A 17,751-nucleotide genomic window follows, 5' to 3' on the forward strand; every position below is an offset into this window, starting at 1 on the left:
CCGTCAGGCCTCGAAGAGGACGGGGAAGCCCAGGAGCGCGCTGCCCTCCTGGGTGAACCAGCCCTCCGCCACCGCCGCGTGCTGGGTGAGCGTGTGAATGTCGCGGAAGCGGCGCTGGAGCGGGGTGCCGTCGCGCACGGAGGTGCCGCCGCCCGCGTGGTAGCAGGCCGTCACCACCTCGGCGGCCGTCTCCACGGCCCAGGTCAGGGTGGATGACACCTGCGGGGCCAGCGTGTAGGCCGTCGCGGGGGACTGCTGGCAGGCCTCCCAGAAGACCTCGCCCATGCGGCGGAGCGCGTCGTGCGCGGCGCGCGCCCCCGTCTCCGCGCGGCCCAGCCGGTTGCGGAACACGGGCGAGTCCACCATGGAGGTGCGCGCATACAGCCGGCGCTTGCCCGAGCGGGCGAGGGTGAGCAGGTCATCCACCGCGCCCTGGGCGATGCCCACCGCGACCGCGCCAATGTGCATGGCGTAGTGCAGCACGGGCATGACGAAGCCGGGGCCCGGCACGGAGGACTGGCCGGTGAAGATGTCGAAGCTGTAGCGCTGGGGGACGAAGGCGTCGATGGCGATGTCGTGGCTGCCGGTGCCGCGCAGGCCGAGCACGTCCCAGTGCTCGACGATACGGACGTCCCGGGCGGGCAGCATCATGGCGCGCGTCTCGGGCACGCCCTCGGCGGGGCCCGGGCGGGGCTTGCCATCCGGACCGAGCACGACGCAGTTGCCGAACAGCCAGTCGCTCTGTCGGCAGCCGGTGGCGAAGGTCCAGTGGCCGGTGACGCGGTAGCCGCCGTCCACCTGCACGGCCTGGCCCTGCGCGTTGAAGGCGCCCCCCACGGCGACGTTGGGGCCGTGGGCGTAGATGGCGTCGAACTCCTCGCGGGAGAGCAGCGCGAAGAGCTGGGGGCTCTCCGAGGCAATCATCATGGTCCACGCGGTGGAGGCATCCGCGCGAGCCAACTGGGCGAGGACGTCCAGGCCCGTGACGAGGTCCAGCTCCGTGCCACCGTGCGTGCGCGGCACGAACATCTTGTAGACACCGATTTCCTTCAGGGTGGCGACGAGGTCCGACGGGAGCTGTCGTGCCTGCTCAATCTCCGCGCTGCGAGCAGAGAGGGCAGGGGCCAGCTCGCGTACCGCATGCAGCAGCTTTGCTCCGGCATCCAGGGTCATGGTCGAGGCTCGTTGTGGGAGAGACTCAACGATGCCCGATGCGCGGTGTTCATGAAAGGTGCGACGCGCAATGCCGTGCATCACACGCGTTGGTTGTCTTTTGGATTGGATGAAATTTGTCAGGCTTCCTCGAACGGAAATCGCTCGGGGCCGGTTCGCGCCAGACCGGGTCGAGGATGACGCACGGTCGGAGAGCCGTATTTCAGGGGAATTCTTGTTTGTATTCAGGGGCGCGACGCTCACCGGCCTGCGTCGCGCGGGGGCTCGATGCATCGAGCCCCGCGCTCCGTCATGCGCCTGCCGCCGGGCTACTCGGAGTAGTCGTAGCGGTGAACGAGGCGCCAGTCGCGGTTGTAGGTGTGGCGCATGGAGAACCAGCCGCTGTGGCAGCTGCCGCTGTTGCTGGCGCGATAGCCATAGACGAAGCCGTCTTTGACGAGGGACTCGAGGGTGGGATAGCCGGGGTTCTCGCAGGACTGCGTGATGCGGACGGCCTGATAGGCGGCCTCGGCGAGCGCCTCCTCCTCGCCCTCGAAGTCGTAGAGGGAGTGGACGCGGGTGGCGGTGAAGGTGGAGGGGGCGGTGAGCTGCGCGGCCTGCTCGGCGTCGCTCAGCGCGAGGAACGCCTGCAGCGCGGAGAGGGCGGTGGCCTCGGAGGTGAGCGAGCCGACGAGCCGGTGAACGGCGCCGTTGTCATCGGAGAGCGCCGTGCGGATGGCGGCGATGCCCGCCGGGCCCTGGTACACGGAGGTGTCGCCCCAGGTGAAGCTGAGGGCGGTTCCGGCGCTGTAGGCGTCGAGCGCGCAGGAGCCGTCAGCGGCGGCGGTCTCGACGAGGATGACCTTGCGGAGGCGGTACTCGGGGTTCACGAGGGCGATGCACTCGTTGCCCGCGACGCCGTCGTAGTTGCCAGCCGGGAGCACGGCCTCGACGATGTTGTAGAGGCGGAAGTTGGGGTCCGTGGCCTGCTGCTCGATGGCCTGGACGGAGTCGGTTTCCTCCGTCTCGGGGCCGAGGCAGCCGGTGGCGAGGGATGATGCGAGGACGAGAGACGACAAACGGAGAGAGGTTCGCATAGCTGGGAAAGCTAGCATGTCTCGGCCTGTCGGATTCGAGCACTTGTTTTGCTGGGCAGGAATTGGCACGTGCCCGTCACACATTGTCATTGCTTGTGACGAAGCTGGAGCAGGCGCACGCCCCGGAAGTGCCGCTAGCAATGTCTCGCGGCCTGTATTGTTGAAAACATACAGCTCCGCTGTCTTGGTTTCGCGCCCGGGCGCCCTGGTGAGCGCCCGGGAGACGGGGGGCCGAAGCTACTTTCCCCACTCCGTATGGACGAAGCCCGCGTCCGGGCGGTCCTTGCGCTGGTACGTGTGCGCGCCGAAGGCGTCGCGCTGGGCCTGGGTGAGGTTCTGCGGCAGCTCCGCGGTGCGGTAGCTGTCCAGGTACGCCAGCGAGGCGCCGAACACCGGGACGGGGATGCCCACGCGGGTGGCCACGCCCACCACCTGCCGCCAGGCGGGGGCCATGCGCTCCAGCACGGGGGCGAAGGCGTCGGACACCACCAGGTTGGGCAGCGTGGGCTGCTGCTGGAAGGCCTCGCGCAGCGGCGTGAGCAGCTTCGCGCGGATGATGCAGCCGCCCCGCCAGATGCGCGCCAGCTCTGCCAGGTGGATGTTCCACTGGTACTCCTGGGACGCCGCCTGGATGAGCCGCATGCCCTGCGCGTACGTCACCACGCGCGCCGCGTAGAGCGCGTCGTGCGTCCAGGCCGCCAGCTGCGCCTGCTCCTCCTGGCTGAGCTGCGCGGCGGGGGCCTTCAGCTTCGTCGCGGCGGCGACGCGCTCGTCCTTCAGGGAGGACAGGATGCGCGCATCCAGCGCCGCGGCGATGGAGGGAATCGGGACGCCCAGGTCCAGCGCCACCTGCACCGTCCACTTCCCCGTGCCCTTCTGGCCGGCCTTGTCCAGCACCAGGTCCACCAGCGGCTTGCCCGTCTCCGGGTCCTTCTGGCGCAGCACCTTGATGGTGGTCTCCAGCAGGAACGAGCCGGCGATGCCGGTGTCCCACTGGGAGAGCAGGTCCGCCAGCGCGTCCGCGTCCAGCCCCAGCCCCCGGCGCAGCACGTCATACGTCTCCGCGAGCAGCTGCATGTCGGCGTACTCGATGCCGTTGTGCACCATCTTCACGAAGTGGCCGGCGCCGTCCTGTCCTACGTAGGTGACGCACGGGCCCAGGTCCGTCGTCGCGGCGATGGCCTCGAACACGGGCCGCACCAGCTCGTACGCCGCGGGGGCGCCGCCCGGCATGATGGAGGGGCCGTTGCGCGCGCCCTCCTCGCCGCCGGACACCCCGACGCCCAGGAAGTGGATGCCCCTGGCCTTGCACTGCTCCTCGCGGCGGCGCGTGTCCAGGAACCACGAGTTGCCCGCGTCCATGATGACGTCGCCCTCGGACAGCAGCGGCAACAGGCGCTCCACCATCGAGTCCACCGCCGCGCCCGCCGTCACCATCAGCAGCACCTTGCGCGGGCGCTCCAGCCGCTGGACGAAGGCCTCCAGCGACTCGGTGCCCCAGATTTCGGGGTGGCCGTGCTTCCGGTGCATCTCGTCGATGCGCTCCGCGTGGCGGTCCCACACGGCCACCCGGAAGCCGTGGTCCGCGATGTTGAGGGCGAGGCTCGCCCCCATGACGCCCATGCCCGCCACGCCGAACTGCGCGCCCTTTGCCTCACTCATCGTTGGTTCCTCCTGACCGCCCCGCGGCGGCGGGGTCCAGCATCCACTCCGTGTTCGTCACCCGGGCCACCGGGAGGCTTTCGTCCCCCGCCAGCGCCCGGCGCACCGTGTCCCGCTTGCCCGCCCCCGACACCAGCGTCAGCACGTGCCGCGCGGCCTGCAACACCGGCAGCGTCAGCGTCAGCCGCCAGGGCGGTGGCTTGGGGCCCACCACCGCCAGCACGCGCTGCTGGCGCTCTTCCAGCGCGGGGTGGCCCGGGAAGAGGCTGGCCGTGTGGCCATCATCCCCCATGCCCAGCAACACCACGTCCAGGACGGGCGGCAGCCTCGCCGCGTAGTCGCGCGCGGCGGCGTCGCGGTCCTCGCGCTCGCCCTCCATCCGGAAGACGTGTGACGGCGGCAGGCGCAGCGGGCGCAGCAGCGTGTCCTCCACCAGCCGGTAGTTGCTCTCCGCGTGGTCGGGCGGAACGAAGCGCTCGTCCACGAAGTAGACGTCCACGCGCTCCCACGGCAGCACGAAGCCCGCGAGCGCCCGGTAGGCCGGGCCCGGGGTGCTGCCGCCCGACAGCGCCAGGCTGGCGCGGGGCCGGGTGGCGAGCGTGTCCTGGAGCGCCTTCGCCATCCACTCCGCGGCCCGCTGGGGCAGCGCCTCGGTGGGGACGACATACGTGCGGGCGGCGCTCACAGCGAGGTCCACCGGCGGCCGTCCCGGGCCAGCAGCGCCGCGGCGGCATCCGGCCCCGCGCTGCCCGCCACGTAGGGATGCGCCGGGCCGCCTTCGCCGGACTCGAGGGCCTGGAGGATGGGCGTCACGTAGGTCCACGCCTGCTCCACGCTGTCCTGCCGCGCGTAGAGCGTGGCGTTGCCGCGCATGCAGTCCAGCAGCAGGCGCTCGTAGGCCTCGGGCACGGGGCGCTGGAACGTCTCCTGGTAGTTGAAGTCCATGGTGACGCCCGCGATGTTGACGTCCTCGCCGGGGACCTTGGACTCGAAGGAGAGGGCGATGCCCTCCTGGGGCTGGATGCGCAGCGTGAGCACGTTGGGCTGCAGCCGCTGGCAGGTGGCGTTCTCCCCGGAGAAGAGGCTGATGGGCACCGACTTGAAGTGGATGGACACCTCCGTCACGCGCCGCTTCAGCCGCTTGCCCGCGCGCAGGTAGAAGGGCACGCCCGCCCAGCGCCAGTTGTCGATGTTCATCTTCATGGCGACGTAGGTCGGCGTGCGCGAGCCGGCCTTGACGCCCTTCTCCTGGAGGTAGCCCTCGTACTGGCCCGCCACCACCGCCCGCGACACCTCGCGCCCCTCCAGCGGGCGCAGCGCGCGGAAGACCTTGTTCTTCTCGTCGCGGATGTCCTCGGCGCCGAAGGACACCGGCGGCTCCATGGCGCACAGGGCGAGCACCTGGAGCAGGTGGTTCTGCACCATGTCCCGGATGACGCCCGTCTCGTCGTAGAAGCCGGCGCGGCTCTCCACGCCCAGCGTCTCCGCCGCGGTGATTTCCACGTGGTCGATGTGCTGCCGGTTCCACAGCGGCTCGAAGATGGCGTTGGCGAAGCGGAAGACGAGGATGTTCTGCACCGTCTCCTTGCCCAGGTAGTGGTCGATGCGGAAGATCTGCCGTTCGTCCAGCACCGCGGCCAGCTCGCGGTTGAGCGCGCGGGCGCTCTCCAGGTCATGGCCGAAGGGCTTCTCGATGATGAGCCGCTGCCACGGCTTCGCGTCGGCCTGCTCCTGGCGCTTCAGCAGGCCCGAGTCCGCGAGGCCATGGAGGATCTGGGGGAAGGTGGAGGCCGGGGTGGCCAGGTAATAGACCTGGTTGCCCTGGGTGCCGAACTTCCGGGCGACCTGGTCCAGCTCCTCGCGCAGGCGGACGAACGACTTCGGGTCGTCATAGCCGCCGGCGATGAGCTGCAGGCGCGGGGCGAAGCTCTGCCAGACGGCCTCGTCCAGGGGCTGGGTGCGGGCGAACTTCTGGAGCGACGCCTTCACGTGCTCGCGGAAGGCGTCGTTGTCCGCCTCCGAGCGGCTGAAGGCGACGACGGCGAAGTTCTCCGGCAGCAGGTGGTCGCGCGCCAGTTCGAAGAGGGCCGGGAACAGCTTGCGCTGGGCCAGGTCTCCGGTGGCGCCGAAGAGCACCAGCGCGCAGGGGTCCGGTCGCCGGGCGCGGACCAGCGGGTCGCCTTCTCGGGGATGGGTCTCGATATGCAGGCCCTGATGCGCGTCCATTCCGCTGCCTCCCTCCGGGTTGAGTCCGGCGGGCACCTTACGCCGCCCGCGTGGCCGCCGGGCAAGCGAGAGTGCAGGCAGTGACGTCCGCGTGACGTCTCTGCTGGCCAGGGAATGAACCCCGCGTCCACCGCCGCGCTCCCTCAAGACTGCTGGCCGCTGCTCTAACGGTGGGGCCGCGAGCCCGCCATGCAAGTCGGGGCACGAGCCGCCCGGGGCGGACGCGGCTGCGTCTGGCGCGGAGGTCGGGAACCCCGGCGAGGCGCTCGTCTGGCGCGGCGACACATCGGCACGCGGGGGGACGGCTCGGAAGGTGGGATGCAGCGCGCCCGCCCTGAAGGCAGGCATTGCCGCGTCGGGCGTCAATGCCAGCGACGCCGGAGCAGGGGCGCCAGGCTGGCGTGGCGGCGTGTTGGCACGCGTGGTGCGGGCCGGAAGGTGGTATGCAGGGCCCCCGCCATGAAGTACGTCGTCACGCTCTGGTTCTGGGTCGTCTTCCTGCTCACCGCGCCGGTGCTGTTCACCCTGGGCGCGCTGCTGCTCGTCGTCACGTACCCGTTCGACCGGGACCGGCGGCTGCTGCACGCGCTGGTGTGCCGGTGGTGCTACGGCCTGTGGCTGCACGCGTCCCCCGGGTGGCGCACGCGCATCGAGGGCCGGGAGCTCATCCCGCCGGGGCCCTGCGTGCTCGTGGTGAACCATCAGTCCGCGGCGGACATCCTCGCCGTCATGGGCCTGTTCCATCCGTACAAGTTCGTGGCGAAGGCCTCGCTCTTCTCACTGCCCCTGGTGGGGTGGATGATGACGCTGCTGGCCTACGTGCCCATCGTCCGCGGTTCCTCCACGGCGATGCACCAGCTCCTGGACCCGTGCCGCCGCTGGCTGCGCCGGGGCATGCCGGTGCTCATCTTCCCGGAGGGAACGTATTCGAAGGGCGGCCAGCTCCTGCCCTTCAAGCGCGGCGCCTTCCAGCTCGCGCTGGAGGAGCACGTGCCGGTGGTGCCCGTCGTGGTGGAGGGCACGCCGGAGTTGCTGGATGGAGACGGGCCCTGGATGAGCCCGACCGCGTCCATCCGCGTGCGGGTGCTGCCCGCGCTGCCGCCCGAGTCGTTCGGAGCGGACCCGCAGGAGCTGGCCACCCGCGTGCGCACGGTGTTCGAGCAGACGCTGACCGCCACGGGCTGAGCGTCTGTGTCACGCGTCGCCCTGGAGCCAATCTCGCGACGGTGCAAAACGACGGTTGAGCAGGAAGGTCGCTCGCGGGATGCCGCACCGTGTCTGGCACGGTCTCCGAGCCAGGAAGCGGAAGGCTGTCGGGCGCCGGAATCGTGGTGGCTGGCGACGGCCGCCCGCGAGGTGGCACTGCGGGTGCGCTATCGTCCTGGCACATGCGCTCACTTTTGATGTCACTCGGGTTGCTATGGCTGTCATCGCCGGCATGGGCCGCGGTGCCCTCCGGCTTCGTGGAGACCCCCTTCACTTCCAATAGCCTCTCGCAGGCCACGGGAATGGCATGGGCTCCGGATGGCTCGGGCCGCCTGTTCATCACCCGCAAGACGGGCGAGGTGCGGGTGGTGTCGCTGAAGGACGGCCAGCCCGAGACGCAGCCGGGGAACAACACGCTGGTGACGCAGGTGTTCGCGACGGAGCTCCCCATCCACACCGACAGCGAGTCTGGCCTCATCGGCATTGCGTTCGACCCGAACTACGTGGTCAACCGCTACGTCTACTTCTTCGTCACCGTCTCCGCGTCGGAGCAGCAGATTGTCCGTTACACGGATGCGAGTGGGACGGGCACGGCGCGCACTGTCGTCGTCGATCGGCTGCCCACGCGGGGGGCGAACCATAACGGCGGCGCCATTGGCTTCGGTCCGGACGGGAAGCTGTACTGGGCCATTGGCGACCTGGGCAACGGCACGGGTGTGGACGCGGACCTGACGTCGATGGCGTCCAAGGTGAGCCGCGCGAACCTGGATGGCACGCCCGCCAACGACAACCCCTTCAACGACGGGGTGGGGCCCAACAACGAGTACATCTGGGCGCGCGGCTTCCGCAATCCCTTCACCTTCACCTTCCAGCCCACCACCGGCCAGCTGTGGGTGAACAGCGTGGGCACCAGCTACGAGCAGGTCTTCGTCGTCGGCAGGAGGGCTCACGCCGGCTACGACGACTACGAGAACAACCAGCCCAGCACCAACGACTACATCACGCCTGCCGTGAAGTACCGCACCAACGGCGTCGACACCCGCAATGTCGTCCCGGGCAACGGCGCCACGCGCAGCGCCGGAGTGGCCACCTTCGCTACCTCTGGAGACCATGGCTTCCGCAAGGGCGAGTTGCTCACGCTCAGCGGGGTGGCGGACCCGAGCTTCAATGGCCAGTTGCGGGTGGCCAGCGTGCCCTCTCCCTCGACCTTCACCGTGGCGCAGCCTTCGCTGCCGGACGCCACGAGCGGCGGGGGAACGGCCACGACGCAGCGACTCGGTGGCTCCATCACCGGTGGCACCTTCTACGATGCGACCCTGTTCGACGAGGCGTACCAGGACAACTTCTTCTTCGGTGACTTCAACTCCGGCCAGCTGACGCGAGTCACCCTGGCAGGGGACAACTCGGTGGCCACGGTGGACGAGTGGGCCACCGGCTTCAGCTCGCAGGTGGACCTGTCCGTGGGCCCGGACGGCGCGCTCTACGCGATTGGCGCGACGGGCGGCACCCTGCGGCGCATCACGCCCGCGACGCCGGGACAGAAGCTGGTGGTGTCCGGCCTCCAGCCGCGCGTCGAGGAGGGGGGACGTGCCGCCTTCACCGTGCGCCTGGCCGAAGCGCCGAGCGCCGACGTCTCGGTGCACGTGTCCCGGGCGATGGGCGGCTCCGAGGATTTGAGCGTCTTCGGCGGGGCGTCGCTGACCTTCACCGCGTCCAACTGGAACGTGCCCCAGGTGGTGACGCTCACCGCGGCGGTGGATTCCGACACGACGCCGGATGTCGCCACCTTCACGGTCATGGCCGAGGGACTGCCGGAGGTGGCGGTGGTGGCCACCACCATCGACAACAACTCGCCGCGGCTGGTGCTGACCTCGACCCAGGTGACTGTCGAGGAGAGTGGGACGGCGACCTTCGGTGTGTCGCTCTCGGAGCGGCCCTCGCGCAACGTCACGGTGACCGTGGCACGCACCCGCGGGGACGAGGACATCACCGTTCAGTCCGGGACGACGCTGACCTTCAGCACCTCGGACTGGAACACGCCCAAGGACGTCACCCTGGCCGCCGCGCCGGACGCGGACAGTCAGGCCGGCACGGCCACCATCACCGTGGCCGCCGCCGGGCTCGACGCGCGCGAGGTGGAGGCCCTCGAGCAGGATTCGGATGGGCTGGCTCCCGTCATCCACACCGAGCCGGTGACCACCGCCACGGTGGGCAATCCCTACTGGTATGCCGTCCAGGCGCTGGCCCAGCCCGCTCCCACCTACGCGCTGCTGAGCACGGTGCCGGGCATGAGCATCGATGCCACCACGGGCATCATCAGCTGGACGCCCACCCAGGCCGGCACGGTGGAGGTCTCGGTGCGCGCGAGCAACGGCGTGCCGCCGGACGCGGAGCAGACCTTCACCATCACCGTGAGCCCGGATGAGGCTCCCACCGCCATCCTCACGCACCCCGTGGACGGGGCGCGGGTGTCGGGCGCCACGGCGGAGTTCTACGGGGACTGCGTGGACGACGTGGGCTGCACGCTCGCGGAGTTCTACGTGGACGACGTGCTTCGCTACATCGACGTGAACTTCGAGAGCCCCTACCACTATGGCGGCGAGCCCAGTCGCTGGGACACCACGGACCTGACGCCCGGCTGGCACCGCGTGCGCTTCGTGGTGGTGGACACGACGGGACAGCAGGGGGCCGCCGAGGCGACGGTGTGCGTGGGGGAGGTGCCCTGCGAGCCCCTGCCTTCCGACGCCGGGACGGATGCGGGGACGGACGCGGGCTCTGAGGAGCCTCCGCCCCACGAGCCCGGGGGCTGTGACTGCTCCGCGATGCCGCTGGCGCCTGTCGTCTGGGGCTCGCTGGCGTGGCTGGCGCTCCAGCGCCGGCGGACGCGTCGTCACTGAGCGTGGCTAGGCGTGCCCTCGCGCGCGGGTCTTCTCGACCGCGTCGTGCAGGGCATCGCTCAGCAGGAGCGCTGGAGCCACCAGGGACTCCAGCGCTTCGACGCTGTTGGGGATGCCGTGCGCTTCCAGCTGGAGCCGCTCGTCCTCGATGGAGAAGCGCGCGAAGCGCTGGTGCAGCACCAGGAGCTGCCGCCGCACGGCGGGCGCTCGCAGCACATCCCGGGCCTCGTCGGACAGGTTCTGCAAGGCGAGCGCGTCATCCAGCTCCGCGTCGCCGATTTCTTCGTCCCGCCGGCCTACCCGCTTGAGGAGCCTGTCACCGAGGCGCTCGGGACGGATGCTCAGGTCGGGGGGCAGCGCCCGGCCGAGCTCCAGCTGCACCACCGTGTACTCGCGCGCCTTTCCACCGTCCCTGCGTTGCTCGGCGTTCATCCGGACCTGCCGTCCTTGGTAGAGCCCTCCGATTTCCCATGACGCCAGGGAGGAGGTGCAGCCCCAGTCTCGGCGGGCCGCGAACGTTCGCCACGCTCGGTTCCGACGCTGGTGTTCCTTCCAGAACGCGAAGGCGAAGAGGGCCAGCGCCAGGATGGCGCCGATCGGCAGGAGGTAGATGGACAGGGTGTCGAAGCTCATGCGCCGGTGCGCTCCTGGCCGGCGCCGGTCGCACGCCAGCGGGTATGGCCGTGCGTGTCCTGGATGGCGTCGGCCAGCTCGCGCGCGGGCGTCAGCAGCGCATACATCGCGACGGTGGTACGGGGGACGTCAATCACCTCCGCCGTCAGCTGGCCGCCCTCGATGGAGAAGGTCTCGAAGGTGCGGACCAGGTTCAGCAGGGGCCTCCGCATGCCCGAGCTGAGGAGGATGGCGCGGGCCTGGGGCGTGACGTTCTGCAGGTCCAGCGCGGCGTCGAGGGTGGCATCTCCAATCTCCTCGTCCTTCACGCCGAACAGCTTGAGGAACTTGTCACCCAGCTTCTCGGGCCGGATGGTCACCTCGCGCGGGAAGCTGTCGTCCAGCGCGTGTCGGACGATGGTGACGATGTGCCAGTGCTTGCCGCTGCCGCGGTGCTCGGTCTCCACGATGAAGGGCCGTCCGGCATGTTCGCCCTGCAGCTTCAGCGTGCCCGCGGAGTACATGAAGCCCGGCGCCGACTCGAAGCGCCAGCCTCGGGTCTTCGCGAAGCCCTGCCAGACCTCGAGCTGCCGCTTCCAGGTGCGCCAGCGGAAGTAGCCGATGACGGCCGACACACTGAGTCCGACGCCGATGAACGCGGCGAAGATGCCTGCTTGTAACCCGGTCATGGCCGCGAGCATCCCTGCTCGGGCCGTGTCGGCCAACCCCCTCCGCGCGTGAGGGTGCCCTGGGGGGACGTGGCAGGGCGTCCCCTCCGGAACGGCCTGGAGTTACAGGAACTTGCGCACATGTCAGGGGGAGGGAGTAAGGGAGCAGGCGCCCGCCGCTTGGAGCGAGCAGCCCCTCCGTTGGAGGCTGCCCGCCGGCCAGCGCGCCACGGGAGAGAGGGAGGGTGAACGCCTGATGCGTCTGCTGCACACGTCCGACTGGCACCTGGGGCACACGCTGTACGACGTCTCGCGGGAGGCGGAGCACGCCGCCTTCCTGGACTGGCTGCTGGAGACCCTGGAGGACCAGGCGGTGGATGCGCTGCTGGTGGCCGGGGACATCTTCGACACGGCGAACCCCAGCGCGGACGCGCAGGCGGCCTGGTACCAGTTCGTCGCCCGGGCGCGGCGCAGGCTGCCCCGGCTGGACGTGGTGGTGATTGGCGGCAACCACGACTCGGCGGCGCGGCTGGACGCGCCGGACCCGTTGTTCGCGGCGCTGGGCGTGCGCGTGGTGGGAGGGCTGCCTCGAACCCAGGGCGCGTTGGACTGGGAGCGACTGCTGGTGCCGCTGCATGACGCCAAGGGGCGGGTGGGCGCGTGGGTGGCGGCGGTGCCGTACCTGCGGCCCTCGGACCTGCCGCCCGTGCCCGGGGACGTGGGCGACCGGCTGGTGGAGGGCGTGCGCGCGGTGTACGCGGAGGTGCTGGCCGCGGCGCGGCGCAGGCGCCAGGCCGGGCAGGCGCTGGTGGCCATGGGGCACTGCTACATGACGGGCACCGAGCTGTCCGCGCTGAGCGAGCGGAAGATTCTGGGCGGCAACCAGCATGCGCTGCCCGTGGACCTGTTCCCGGAGGACGTGGCCTACGCGGCGCTGGGGCACCTGCACAAGGCGCAGCGGGTGGGCGGGCGCGAGGGGGTGCGCTACAGCGGCTCGCCCCTGCCGCTGTCACTGTCGGAGGCGGGCTACCGGCACCAGGTGCTGCTGGTGGAGTTGGAGTCAGATGCGCTGGTCGAGGTGAAGCCCCTCTCCGTGCCACGGAGCACGGACATGGTGCGCGTGCCCGCGCGAGACGCGGCGCCGCTGGACGCGGTGCTGGCGCTGCTGGAGGCGCTGCCCGCGCACGAGGCGGACGCGCTGGAGTGGCGGCGGCCCTATCTGGAGGTGTGCGTGTCGCTGCCCCGGCCGGAGCCCGCCCTGCGGCAGAAGGTGGAGAAGGTGCTGGAGGGCAAGGCGGCGCGGCTGGTGAAGCTGACGCCCGCCTACACCGGGACGGGCGGCGCGCTCGCGGAGGTGCAGCCGGGCCTGTCCCTCAAGGAGCGCACGCCCGAGGACGTCTTCCGGGCGCGCTACGCCCGTGACTTCGAGGAGCCGCCAGCGCCGGCGCTGCTGGAGGCCTTCCATACGCTGCTGACCGGCGTGCAGGAGGAGTCGCCGTGAAGGTGCTCGCGATTCGCGGTTCCAACCTGACGAGCTTCGCGGGGGACTTCGCGCTGGAGCTGGACCAGCCGCCGCTGGACCGGCTGGGCCTGTTCGCGATTACCGGCGCCACGGGCGCGGGCAAGAGCACGCTGCTGGATGCGCTGTGCCTGGCGCTGTTCGACCGCACGCCGCGGCTGGGAGGCCGGGGCGGGGTGCCGGTGGGCCGCGCGGACGAGGACGAGGACGCGCGGCTGTCGGCCTATGACGTGCGCGGCATGCTGCGCCGGGGCGCGGCCGAGGGCTTCGCGGAGGTGGACTTCCTGGGCAAGGACGGGCGGCGCTACCGGGCGCGCTGGTCCGTGTGGCGCGCGCGCAACCGCGCCGAAGGGCGCTTCCGGCCCCAGGAGATGCAGTTGATGGACGTGGCCACCGGGCAGCTCACCGGGCGCACCAAGGGCGAGGTGCTGGCCGCCATCCAGGAGCGGCTGGGGCTGTCGTTCGACCAGTTCCGCCGCTCCGCGCTGCTGGCGCAGGGCGAGTTCGCGGCGTTCCTCAAGGCGGATGCCAGTGAGCGGGCGGAGCTGCTGGAGCGGATGACGGGGACGGAGGTGTACAGCCGGCTGTCCATCGCCGCGCACGAGAAGAACAAGGCGGAGCAGGAGGCGCTGGCGAAGCGGGCGCAGGGGCTGGCGGCCATCGCGCTGATGCCCGAGGCGGAGCGGGCGGCGGCGGAGGCGGCGCTCGGCGAGGAGTCCCGGGCGCGCCAGACGGTGGAGGCGCAGCTCAAGGAGGCGGAGGGCGCGGCGGCCTGGCACGTGGCGCGGGCGGGGCTGCGGGACGCGGAGCAGGCGGCGGAGGCGAAGGCGCAGGCGGCCCGGGCGGCGCTGGAGGAGGCTGCGCCCCGCGCCGCCCGGCTGGAGGAGGTCCGCGAGGCGGAGTCCTTCCGAGGGCCGGTGGCGGCGGTGGAGGCCGCGGAGCGCCGGTGGGCGGAGGCCGAGGCGGCGCAGGTGGCGCGGGCCTCGGAGGTGGAGGCGGCGCTGGCGGAGGCCTCGGCGCGGCGGCTGGGGCAGCTGGAAGCGGAGACCGCGCGGGCCACGGCGCAGGAGCAGGAGGTGGCGGCGCGCCCCGCCCTGGACGAGGCGGCGCGGCTGGATGCGCGGCTGGAGGGTGTGTCCCGGGAGGCACGCGAGGCCCAGGCGCGGGCGGAGACGTCCCAGGCGGCGCTGGTGGAGGCGAAGGCGGAGCTGGACGCGGTGCTCGCGCGCGAGGCCGCGGCGCGGGCCGCGGGGGAGGCGGCGCGGACCTGGCTGACGGACAAGGCGCACTGGGTGGCGCTCACGAACGAGTGGCCCCGCTGGCAGCGCGAGCTGGAGCGCTACGAGGTCGCGCAGGGGGAGCGGCGCAAGGCCCGGGAGGAGTCCGGGCGGCTGCTCGGTGAAGTGGAAGGGCTCCGCGAAGCGGTGGGGCTGCGGCGGGAGGAGCGCGATGCCGCGGCCCGCGCGGAGGAGATGGCCCTGGCCGCGGCGACGCATGCCGAGGCCGCGCTGGGGACGGAGACGGGGGCGGAGCGGCGGGCCTTGCGGGAGCGGCTGCTGGCGCGGCAGGCGGCCGTGCGGGACCTGATGTCCGCCCACGCGGGGCTCGTGTCGGACGAGGCCGAGGCCCGCGAGGCGGACGCGGAGGTGACGGCGGCGAAGGCAGAGGCCGACGCCGCGACGGCGGAAGCGCGCGCGGCGGAGGTGCGGCGGACGCAGGGAGAGGCGGCGCTCAAGGAGGCGCAGCGGTCGCTGTCGTTGGCCCAGGCCACGCAGGGATACGCGTCCCACCGCGCGCTCCTTCGCGACGGGGAGGCGTGCCCGCTGTGTGGCGCCGAGGAGCATCCCTATGCGCGCGAGGTGTCCGCGCTCGAAGGGCTGGTCGCGGAGGCGGCCTCGCGCGTGGAGGCGCTGGATGCGGAGCGGACCGCGGCCACCCAGGCGGAGCTGGCCGCGAGCGCTCGGAGCGCGGCGGCGAGTGCTCGCGCCGGACAGGCGGAGGCCCGCAGGCAGTCCGCGGTGGCGCGCGCCAGGGCGCACGGCGAGGCCTGGCGGAAGGGGCACGACGCGTGGCGCGAGGCTGACGCGGACGTGACTTCATCGGCGCTGCCACCGGCCGTGGGCGGCTCGCCCGAGGCCGGAGCCTGGCTGGAGGCGGCGCGCGCCGAGCTGTCGAGCCGGCTGGACGCACTGAAGGCCGAGGAGCAGGCGGCCGAGTCACTGGCGCGGGCAGCGCGCGAGGCGCGCGCGGCGCTGGAGACGCAGCGCACGCGGCGCGAGGTGGCCACCGAGTCGCTGCGCCGGGCAGAGGAGGCGCTGTCGCGCGCGGAGGCCGTGCTCAAGGACGTGCATGCCCGGCTCGAGGCCGCGGAGCAGACGCTGCGGCAGGTGGTCGCGGAGGTGTCGCCCGTCTTCACCGCGGACGCGGGCTGGGAGCGGAAGCTGGAGGAGGACCCGGCCACCTTCCGCCGCAAGTGCGGCGAGCGGGTGGTGATGTGGAAGGGGAAGGAGGAGGCGCGCCTGAAGGCGGAGGCGCGCGAGGCCGAGGAGCAGCGCCACCGCGCCAGGGCGCAGGGCCTGGTGGAGGTGAGCACCCGCCACGCCGAGGAGCACCGGGCCCTCGCCGCGCGCAAGGAAGCGGAGCGCGGCGAGCTGGCCCGCGCGCGCGCGGCGCTGCTGCAAGGCCGCCCCACGGCGGAGGTCCGCGCCGAGCTGCAGGCCCGGCTGGACGCCACGGAGTCGGCCTACGAGCAGGCGCGTGAGCGCGCCGAAGCGGCGAACCAGGCAGTGCAGGTGGCCACGGCGCGGGCCGAGGACGCGGTGCGCGCCAGGGCGGAGGCGCTGGCGCTGCGGGACGCGGAAGGCGCCGCGCTGGCCGCCCGGCTGGCCGCGCGTGGCACCACGCTGGAGGCCGTGAGGGCGCTGCTGTCCCATGACGCCGCCTGGCGCGAGGCGGAGGCCCGGGCGCTGGCGGCACTGCGGGAGGCGCTCGCGCAGGCCACCGCCGTGCTGGCGGAGCGGAGCGAGCAGCGCGCCCGGCACGAGGCCTCCGGTCCACCGCCGCTCTCGGAGCAGGCGGCGGGCGCCGAGTGTGAGCGCCTGCGCGCGGAGGCCGAGGCACGCCGTCACGCCGAGGCCACCCTGCGAGCGCGGCTGGAAGCGGACGACCTCGCGCGGGCGCGCCATGGCGCGGAGGCCGCGGCCCTGGAGGAAGGCCGCCGAGCGGCGGAGGTGTGGAAGGTGCTGGGAGACCTCATCGGCTCGCATGACGGCAAGCGCTTCAAGGTGTTTGCCCAGAGCCTCACGCTGGATGCCTTGCTGCTGCACGCCAACGCGCACCTGCGGGAGCTGGCGCGTCGCTATCGGTTGATGCGCGTGCCCGGACACGACCTGGACCTCCAGGTGGTGGACGGGGACATGGGGGATGAGGTGCGAAGCGTGGCCAGCCTGTCGGGCGGCGAGAGCTTCCTCGTCTCACTCGCGCTCGCGCTGGGACTGGCCTCCCTCTCGTCGGAGACGACGCAGGTGGAGACGCTGTTCATCGACGAGGGCTTCGGCACGCTGGACCCGGAGACGCTGGAGGTGGCCCTGGCCACGCTGGACGCGCTCCAGGCCACGGGCCGGCAGGTGGGCATCATCTCCCACGTCAGCGGCATGGCCGAGCGCATCGGCGTGCAGGTGCGCGTGGTGAAGCAGGGCGGCGGGCGTAGCCGGCTGGTGGTGGAGGGAGACCTGGGCATGGTGCCTCCCGCCAGGGGACAGCAGGTGGCGTAGCGGGCGGCGCGGGTTCAGGTCTCCATCAGCCCGCGCACCACGGCGGCCACGGCCAGGGGCGTGGCCACGCGGTCATCACTGAGCGGCGCGAGCGCCCGGGCGAACTGCTCCGCGGAGCTGAAGCGCTGCGACGGGACGGGCGCGAGCGCGCGGTCCAGCACCAGCGCCAGCGCGTCGGACACCCCGGGCACCCGCATGCGCACCGGTGTCACCCGGCCGCCGCGGATGGAGGACTCCACCTGCTCCTCGGGCCCGGAGGGGAAGGGCGACTCCAGCGTCAGCAGCTCGTAGAGCAGCACCGCCGTCGCCCACAGGTCCACCGCCACGGAGACGTCGCCCGCGAGCAGCTCGGGGGAGCGGTAGTGCTGCTTGCCCAGGCGCCGGATGTCCTTCACCGCCCCCGCGCGAGAGCGCGCCACCCCGAAGTCCGTCAGCTTCACCTCGCCCGTGCGGGACAGCAGCACGTTGTGCGGGGACACGTCACAGTGCACCACGCCCAGGGGGCGGCCCGTGGTGCTGACGGCATGGTGCGCGTGCGCGAGGGCTTCCAGGACCTGCCGGACGATGAGCACGGAGATGTCGATGGGCAGCTCGATGCGGCGGCGGCGGCACCGCGCCAGCACGCGGCCCAGGTCCGGCCCTTCCACCAGCTCCAGCGCGAGGTAGCCGCCGTCTGGCAGCTCGCCGTACTCCACGAAGCCGACGATGTAGGGGTGGCGCAGGCAGCGCGCGAGCTCCGCCTCGTGCAGGAGCTGCTCGTGGGCCTCCGGGTCGCGCATGCGCTCGGGGCGCACGCGCTTGAGGGCCACGGACGCCCCCGCATGCGGGCCCTGCTTCATCCGCGCGAGGAACACCTCCGCCATGCCGCCGCGGCCGAGCCGGGACAGCAGCTCGAAGCGACCATGGTCGCGAGGCCAGGTTTCCCGCGCGTCTTCCATG

Annotated in this window: 12 protein-coding genes; 4 read left to right on the top strand and 8 right to left on the bottom strand. The window is 72.1% G+C overall.

What is annotated here, in order from left to right; translation table 11 throughout:
- Nucleotides 1-3 precede the first annotated feature (3 nt).
- The 5 genes from VZL07_RS19115 to zwf form a co-directional block, all read right to left on the bottom strand.
- On the bottom strand, nucleotides 4-1,173 hold the full coding sequence (locus VZL07_RS19115; protein ID WP_426757026.1) for an acyl-CoA dehydrogenase family protein: 1,170 nt from the start codon (nucleotides 1,171-1,173) through the stop codon (nucleotides 4-6).
- Between the two features lie 308 nt (nucleotides 1,174-1,481).
- Nucleotides 1,482-2,231: a hypothetical protein gene (locus tag VZL07_RS19120; RefSeq protein WP_426757027.1), complete on the bottom strand. Its 750-nt coding sequence runs from the start codon at nucleotides 2,229-2,231 to the stop codon at nucleotides 1,482-1,484.
- Between the two features lie 255 nt (nucleotides 2,232-2,486).
- The gene (gene gndA / locus VZL07_RS19125; RefSeq protein ID WP_426757028.1) at nucleotides 2,487-3,911 is read right to left on the bottom strand and encodes an NADP-dependent phosphogluconate dehydrogenase; all 1,425 of its coding nucleotides are present in this window, start codon (nucleotides 3,909-3,911) and stop codon (nucleotides 2,487-2,489) included.
- Nucleotides 3,904-4,596, bottom strand: coding sequence for a 6-phosphogluconolactonase (pgl, locus tag VZL07_RS19130; RefSeq protein WP_426757029.1), 693 nt, complete (start codon nucleotides 4,594-4,596; stop codon nucleotides 3,904-3,906). Before pgl ends, gndA begins: the two co-directional genes overlap by 8 nt.
- On the bottom strand, nucleotides 4,593-6,137 hold the full coding sequence (gene zwf, locus VZL07_RS19135) for a glucose-6-phosphate dehydrogenase (RefSeq protein WP_426757030.1): 1,545 nt from the start codon (nucleotides 6,135-6,137) through the stop codon (nucleotides 4,593-4,595). Before zwf ends, pgl begins: the two co-directional genes overlap by 4 nt.
- 459 nt (nucleotides 6,138-6,596) lie before the next feature.
- Between zwf and VZL07_RS19140 the strand changes: the two genes are divergently transcribed.
- Nucleotides 6,597-7,322, top strand: coding sequence for a lysophospholipid acyltransferase family protein (locus VZL07_RS19140; protein ID WP_426757031.1), 726 nt, complete (start codon nucleotides 6,597-6,599; stop codon nucleotides 7,320-7,322).
- Nucleotides 7,323-7,540: 218 nt separating this feature from the next.
- On the top strand, nucleotides 7,541-10,240 hold the full coding sequence (locus tag VZL07_RS19145) for a PQQ-dependent sugar dehydrogenase (protein WP_426757327.1): 2,700 nt from the start codon (nucleotides 7,541-7,543) through the stop codon (nucleotides 10,238-10,240).
- Between the two features lie 6 nt (nucleotides 10,241-10,246).
- On the opposite strand, the gene VZL07_RS19150 is transcribed toward VZL07_RS19145, so the two are convergent.
- Both VZL07_RS19150 and VZL07_RS19155 read right to left on the bottom strand, forming a co-directional pair.
- A complete protein-coding gene (locus tag VZL07_RS19150; protein WP_426757032.1) occupies nucleotides 10,247-10,873 on the bottom strand; it encodes a hypothetical protein in 627 nt (208 codons plus the stop codon).
- Nucleotides 10,870-11,541 carry a hypothetical protein gene (locus tag VZL07_RS19155; protein ID WP_426757033.1) on the bottom strand — a complete coding sequence of 224 codons (672 nt, stop codon included), beginning with the start codon at nucleotides 11,539-11,541 and terminating at the stop codon, nucleotides 10,870-10,872. The genes VZL07_RS19150 and VZL07_RS19155 overlap by 4 nt, the downstream gene beginning before the upstream one ends.
- 235 nt (nucleotides 11,542-11,776) lie before the next feature.
- On the opposite strand from VZL07_RS19155, the gene VZL07_RS19160 reads away from it, so the two are divergent.
- A complete protein-coding gene (locus VZL07_RS19160) occupies nucleotides 11,777-13,021 on the top strand; it encodes an exonuclease SbcCD subunit D C-terminal domain-containing protein (protein ID WP_426757034.1) in 1,245 nt (414 codons plus the stop codon).
- Entirely contained in the window at nucleotides 13,018-16,812 is a 3,795-nt protein-coding gene (locus tag VZL07_RS19165; RefSeq protein ID WP_426757035.1) for an AAA family ATPase, read from the top strand. Before VZL07_RS19160 ends, VZL07_RS19165 begins: the two co-directional genes overlap by 4 nt.
- A 14-nt stretch (nucleotides 16,813-16,826) precedes the next feature.
- Here the strand turns inward: VZL07_RS19165 and VZL07_RS19170 are convergent, their stop codons facing one another.
- The gene (locus tag VZL07_RS19170; RefSeq protein ID WP_426757036.1) at nucleotides 16,827-17,750 is read right to left on the bottom strand and encodes a serine/threonine-protein kinase; all 924 of its coding nucleotides are present in this window, start codon (nucleotides 17,748-17,750) and stop codon (nucleotides 16,827-16,829) included.
- Nucleotide 17,751: the final 1 nt, after the last annotated feature.

The organism is Pseudomyxococcus flavus (assembly GCF_050038885.1).
GTDB lineage: Bacteria > Myxococcota > Myxococcia > Myxococcales > Myxococcaceae > Myxococcus > Myxococcus flavus.

Excerpts from the sequence above, each read along its gene's own strand:
- VZL07_RS19115 (WP_426757026.1), bottom strand. The coding sequence starts at position 1,173 with ATGACCCTGGATGCCGGAGCAAAGCTGCTGCATGCGGTACGCGAGCTG.
- gndA (WP_426757028.1), bottom strand. The coding sequence starts at position 3,911 with ATGAGTGAGGCAAAGGGCGCGCAGTTCGGCGTGGCGGGCATGGGCGTC.
- zwf (WP_426757030.1), bottom strand. The coding sequence starts at position 6,137 with ATGGACGCGCATCAGGGCCTGCATATCGAGACCCATCCCCGAGAAGGC.
- VZL07_RS19140 (WP_426757031.1), top strand. The coding sequence starts at position 6,597 with ATGAAGTACGTCGTCACGCTCTGGTTCTGGGTCGTCTTCCTGCTCACC.
- VZL07_RS19145 (WP_426757327.1), top strand. The coding sequence starts at position 7,541 with ATGTCACTCGGGTTGCTATGGCTGTCATCGCCGGCATGGGCCGCGGTG.
- VZL07_RS19150 (WP_426757032.1), bottom strand. The coding sequence starts at position 10,873 with ATGAGCTTCGACACCCTGTCCATCTACCTCCTGCCGATCGGCGCCATC.
- VZL07_RS19155 (WP_426757033.1), bottom strand. The coding sequence starts at position 11,541 with ATGACCGGGTTACAAGCAGGCATCTTCGCCGCGTTCATCGGCGTCGGA.
- VZL07_RS19160 (WP_426757034.1), top strand. The coding sequence starts at position 11,777 with ATGCGTCTGCTGCACACGTCCGACTGGCACCTGGGGCACACGCTGTAC.
- VZL07_RS19170 (WP_426757036.1), bottom strand. The coding sequence starts at position 17,750 with ATGGAAGACGCGCGGGAAACCTGGCCTCGCGACCATGGTCGCTTCGAG.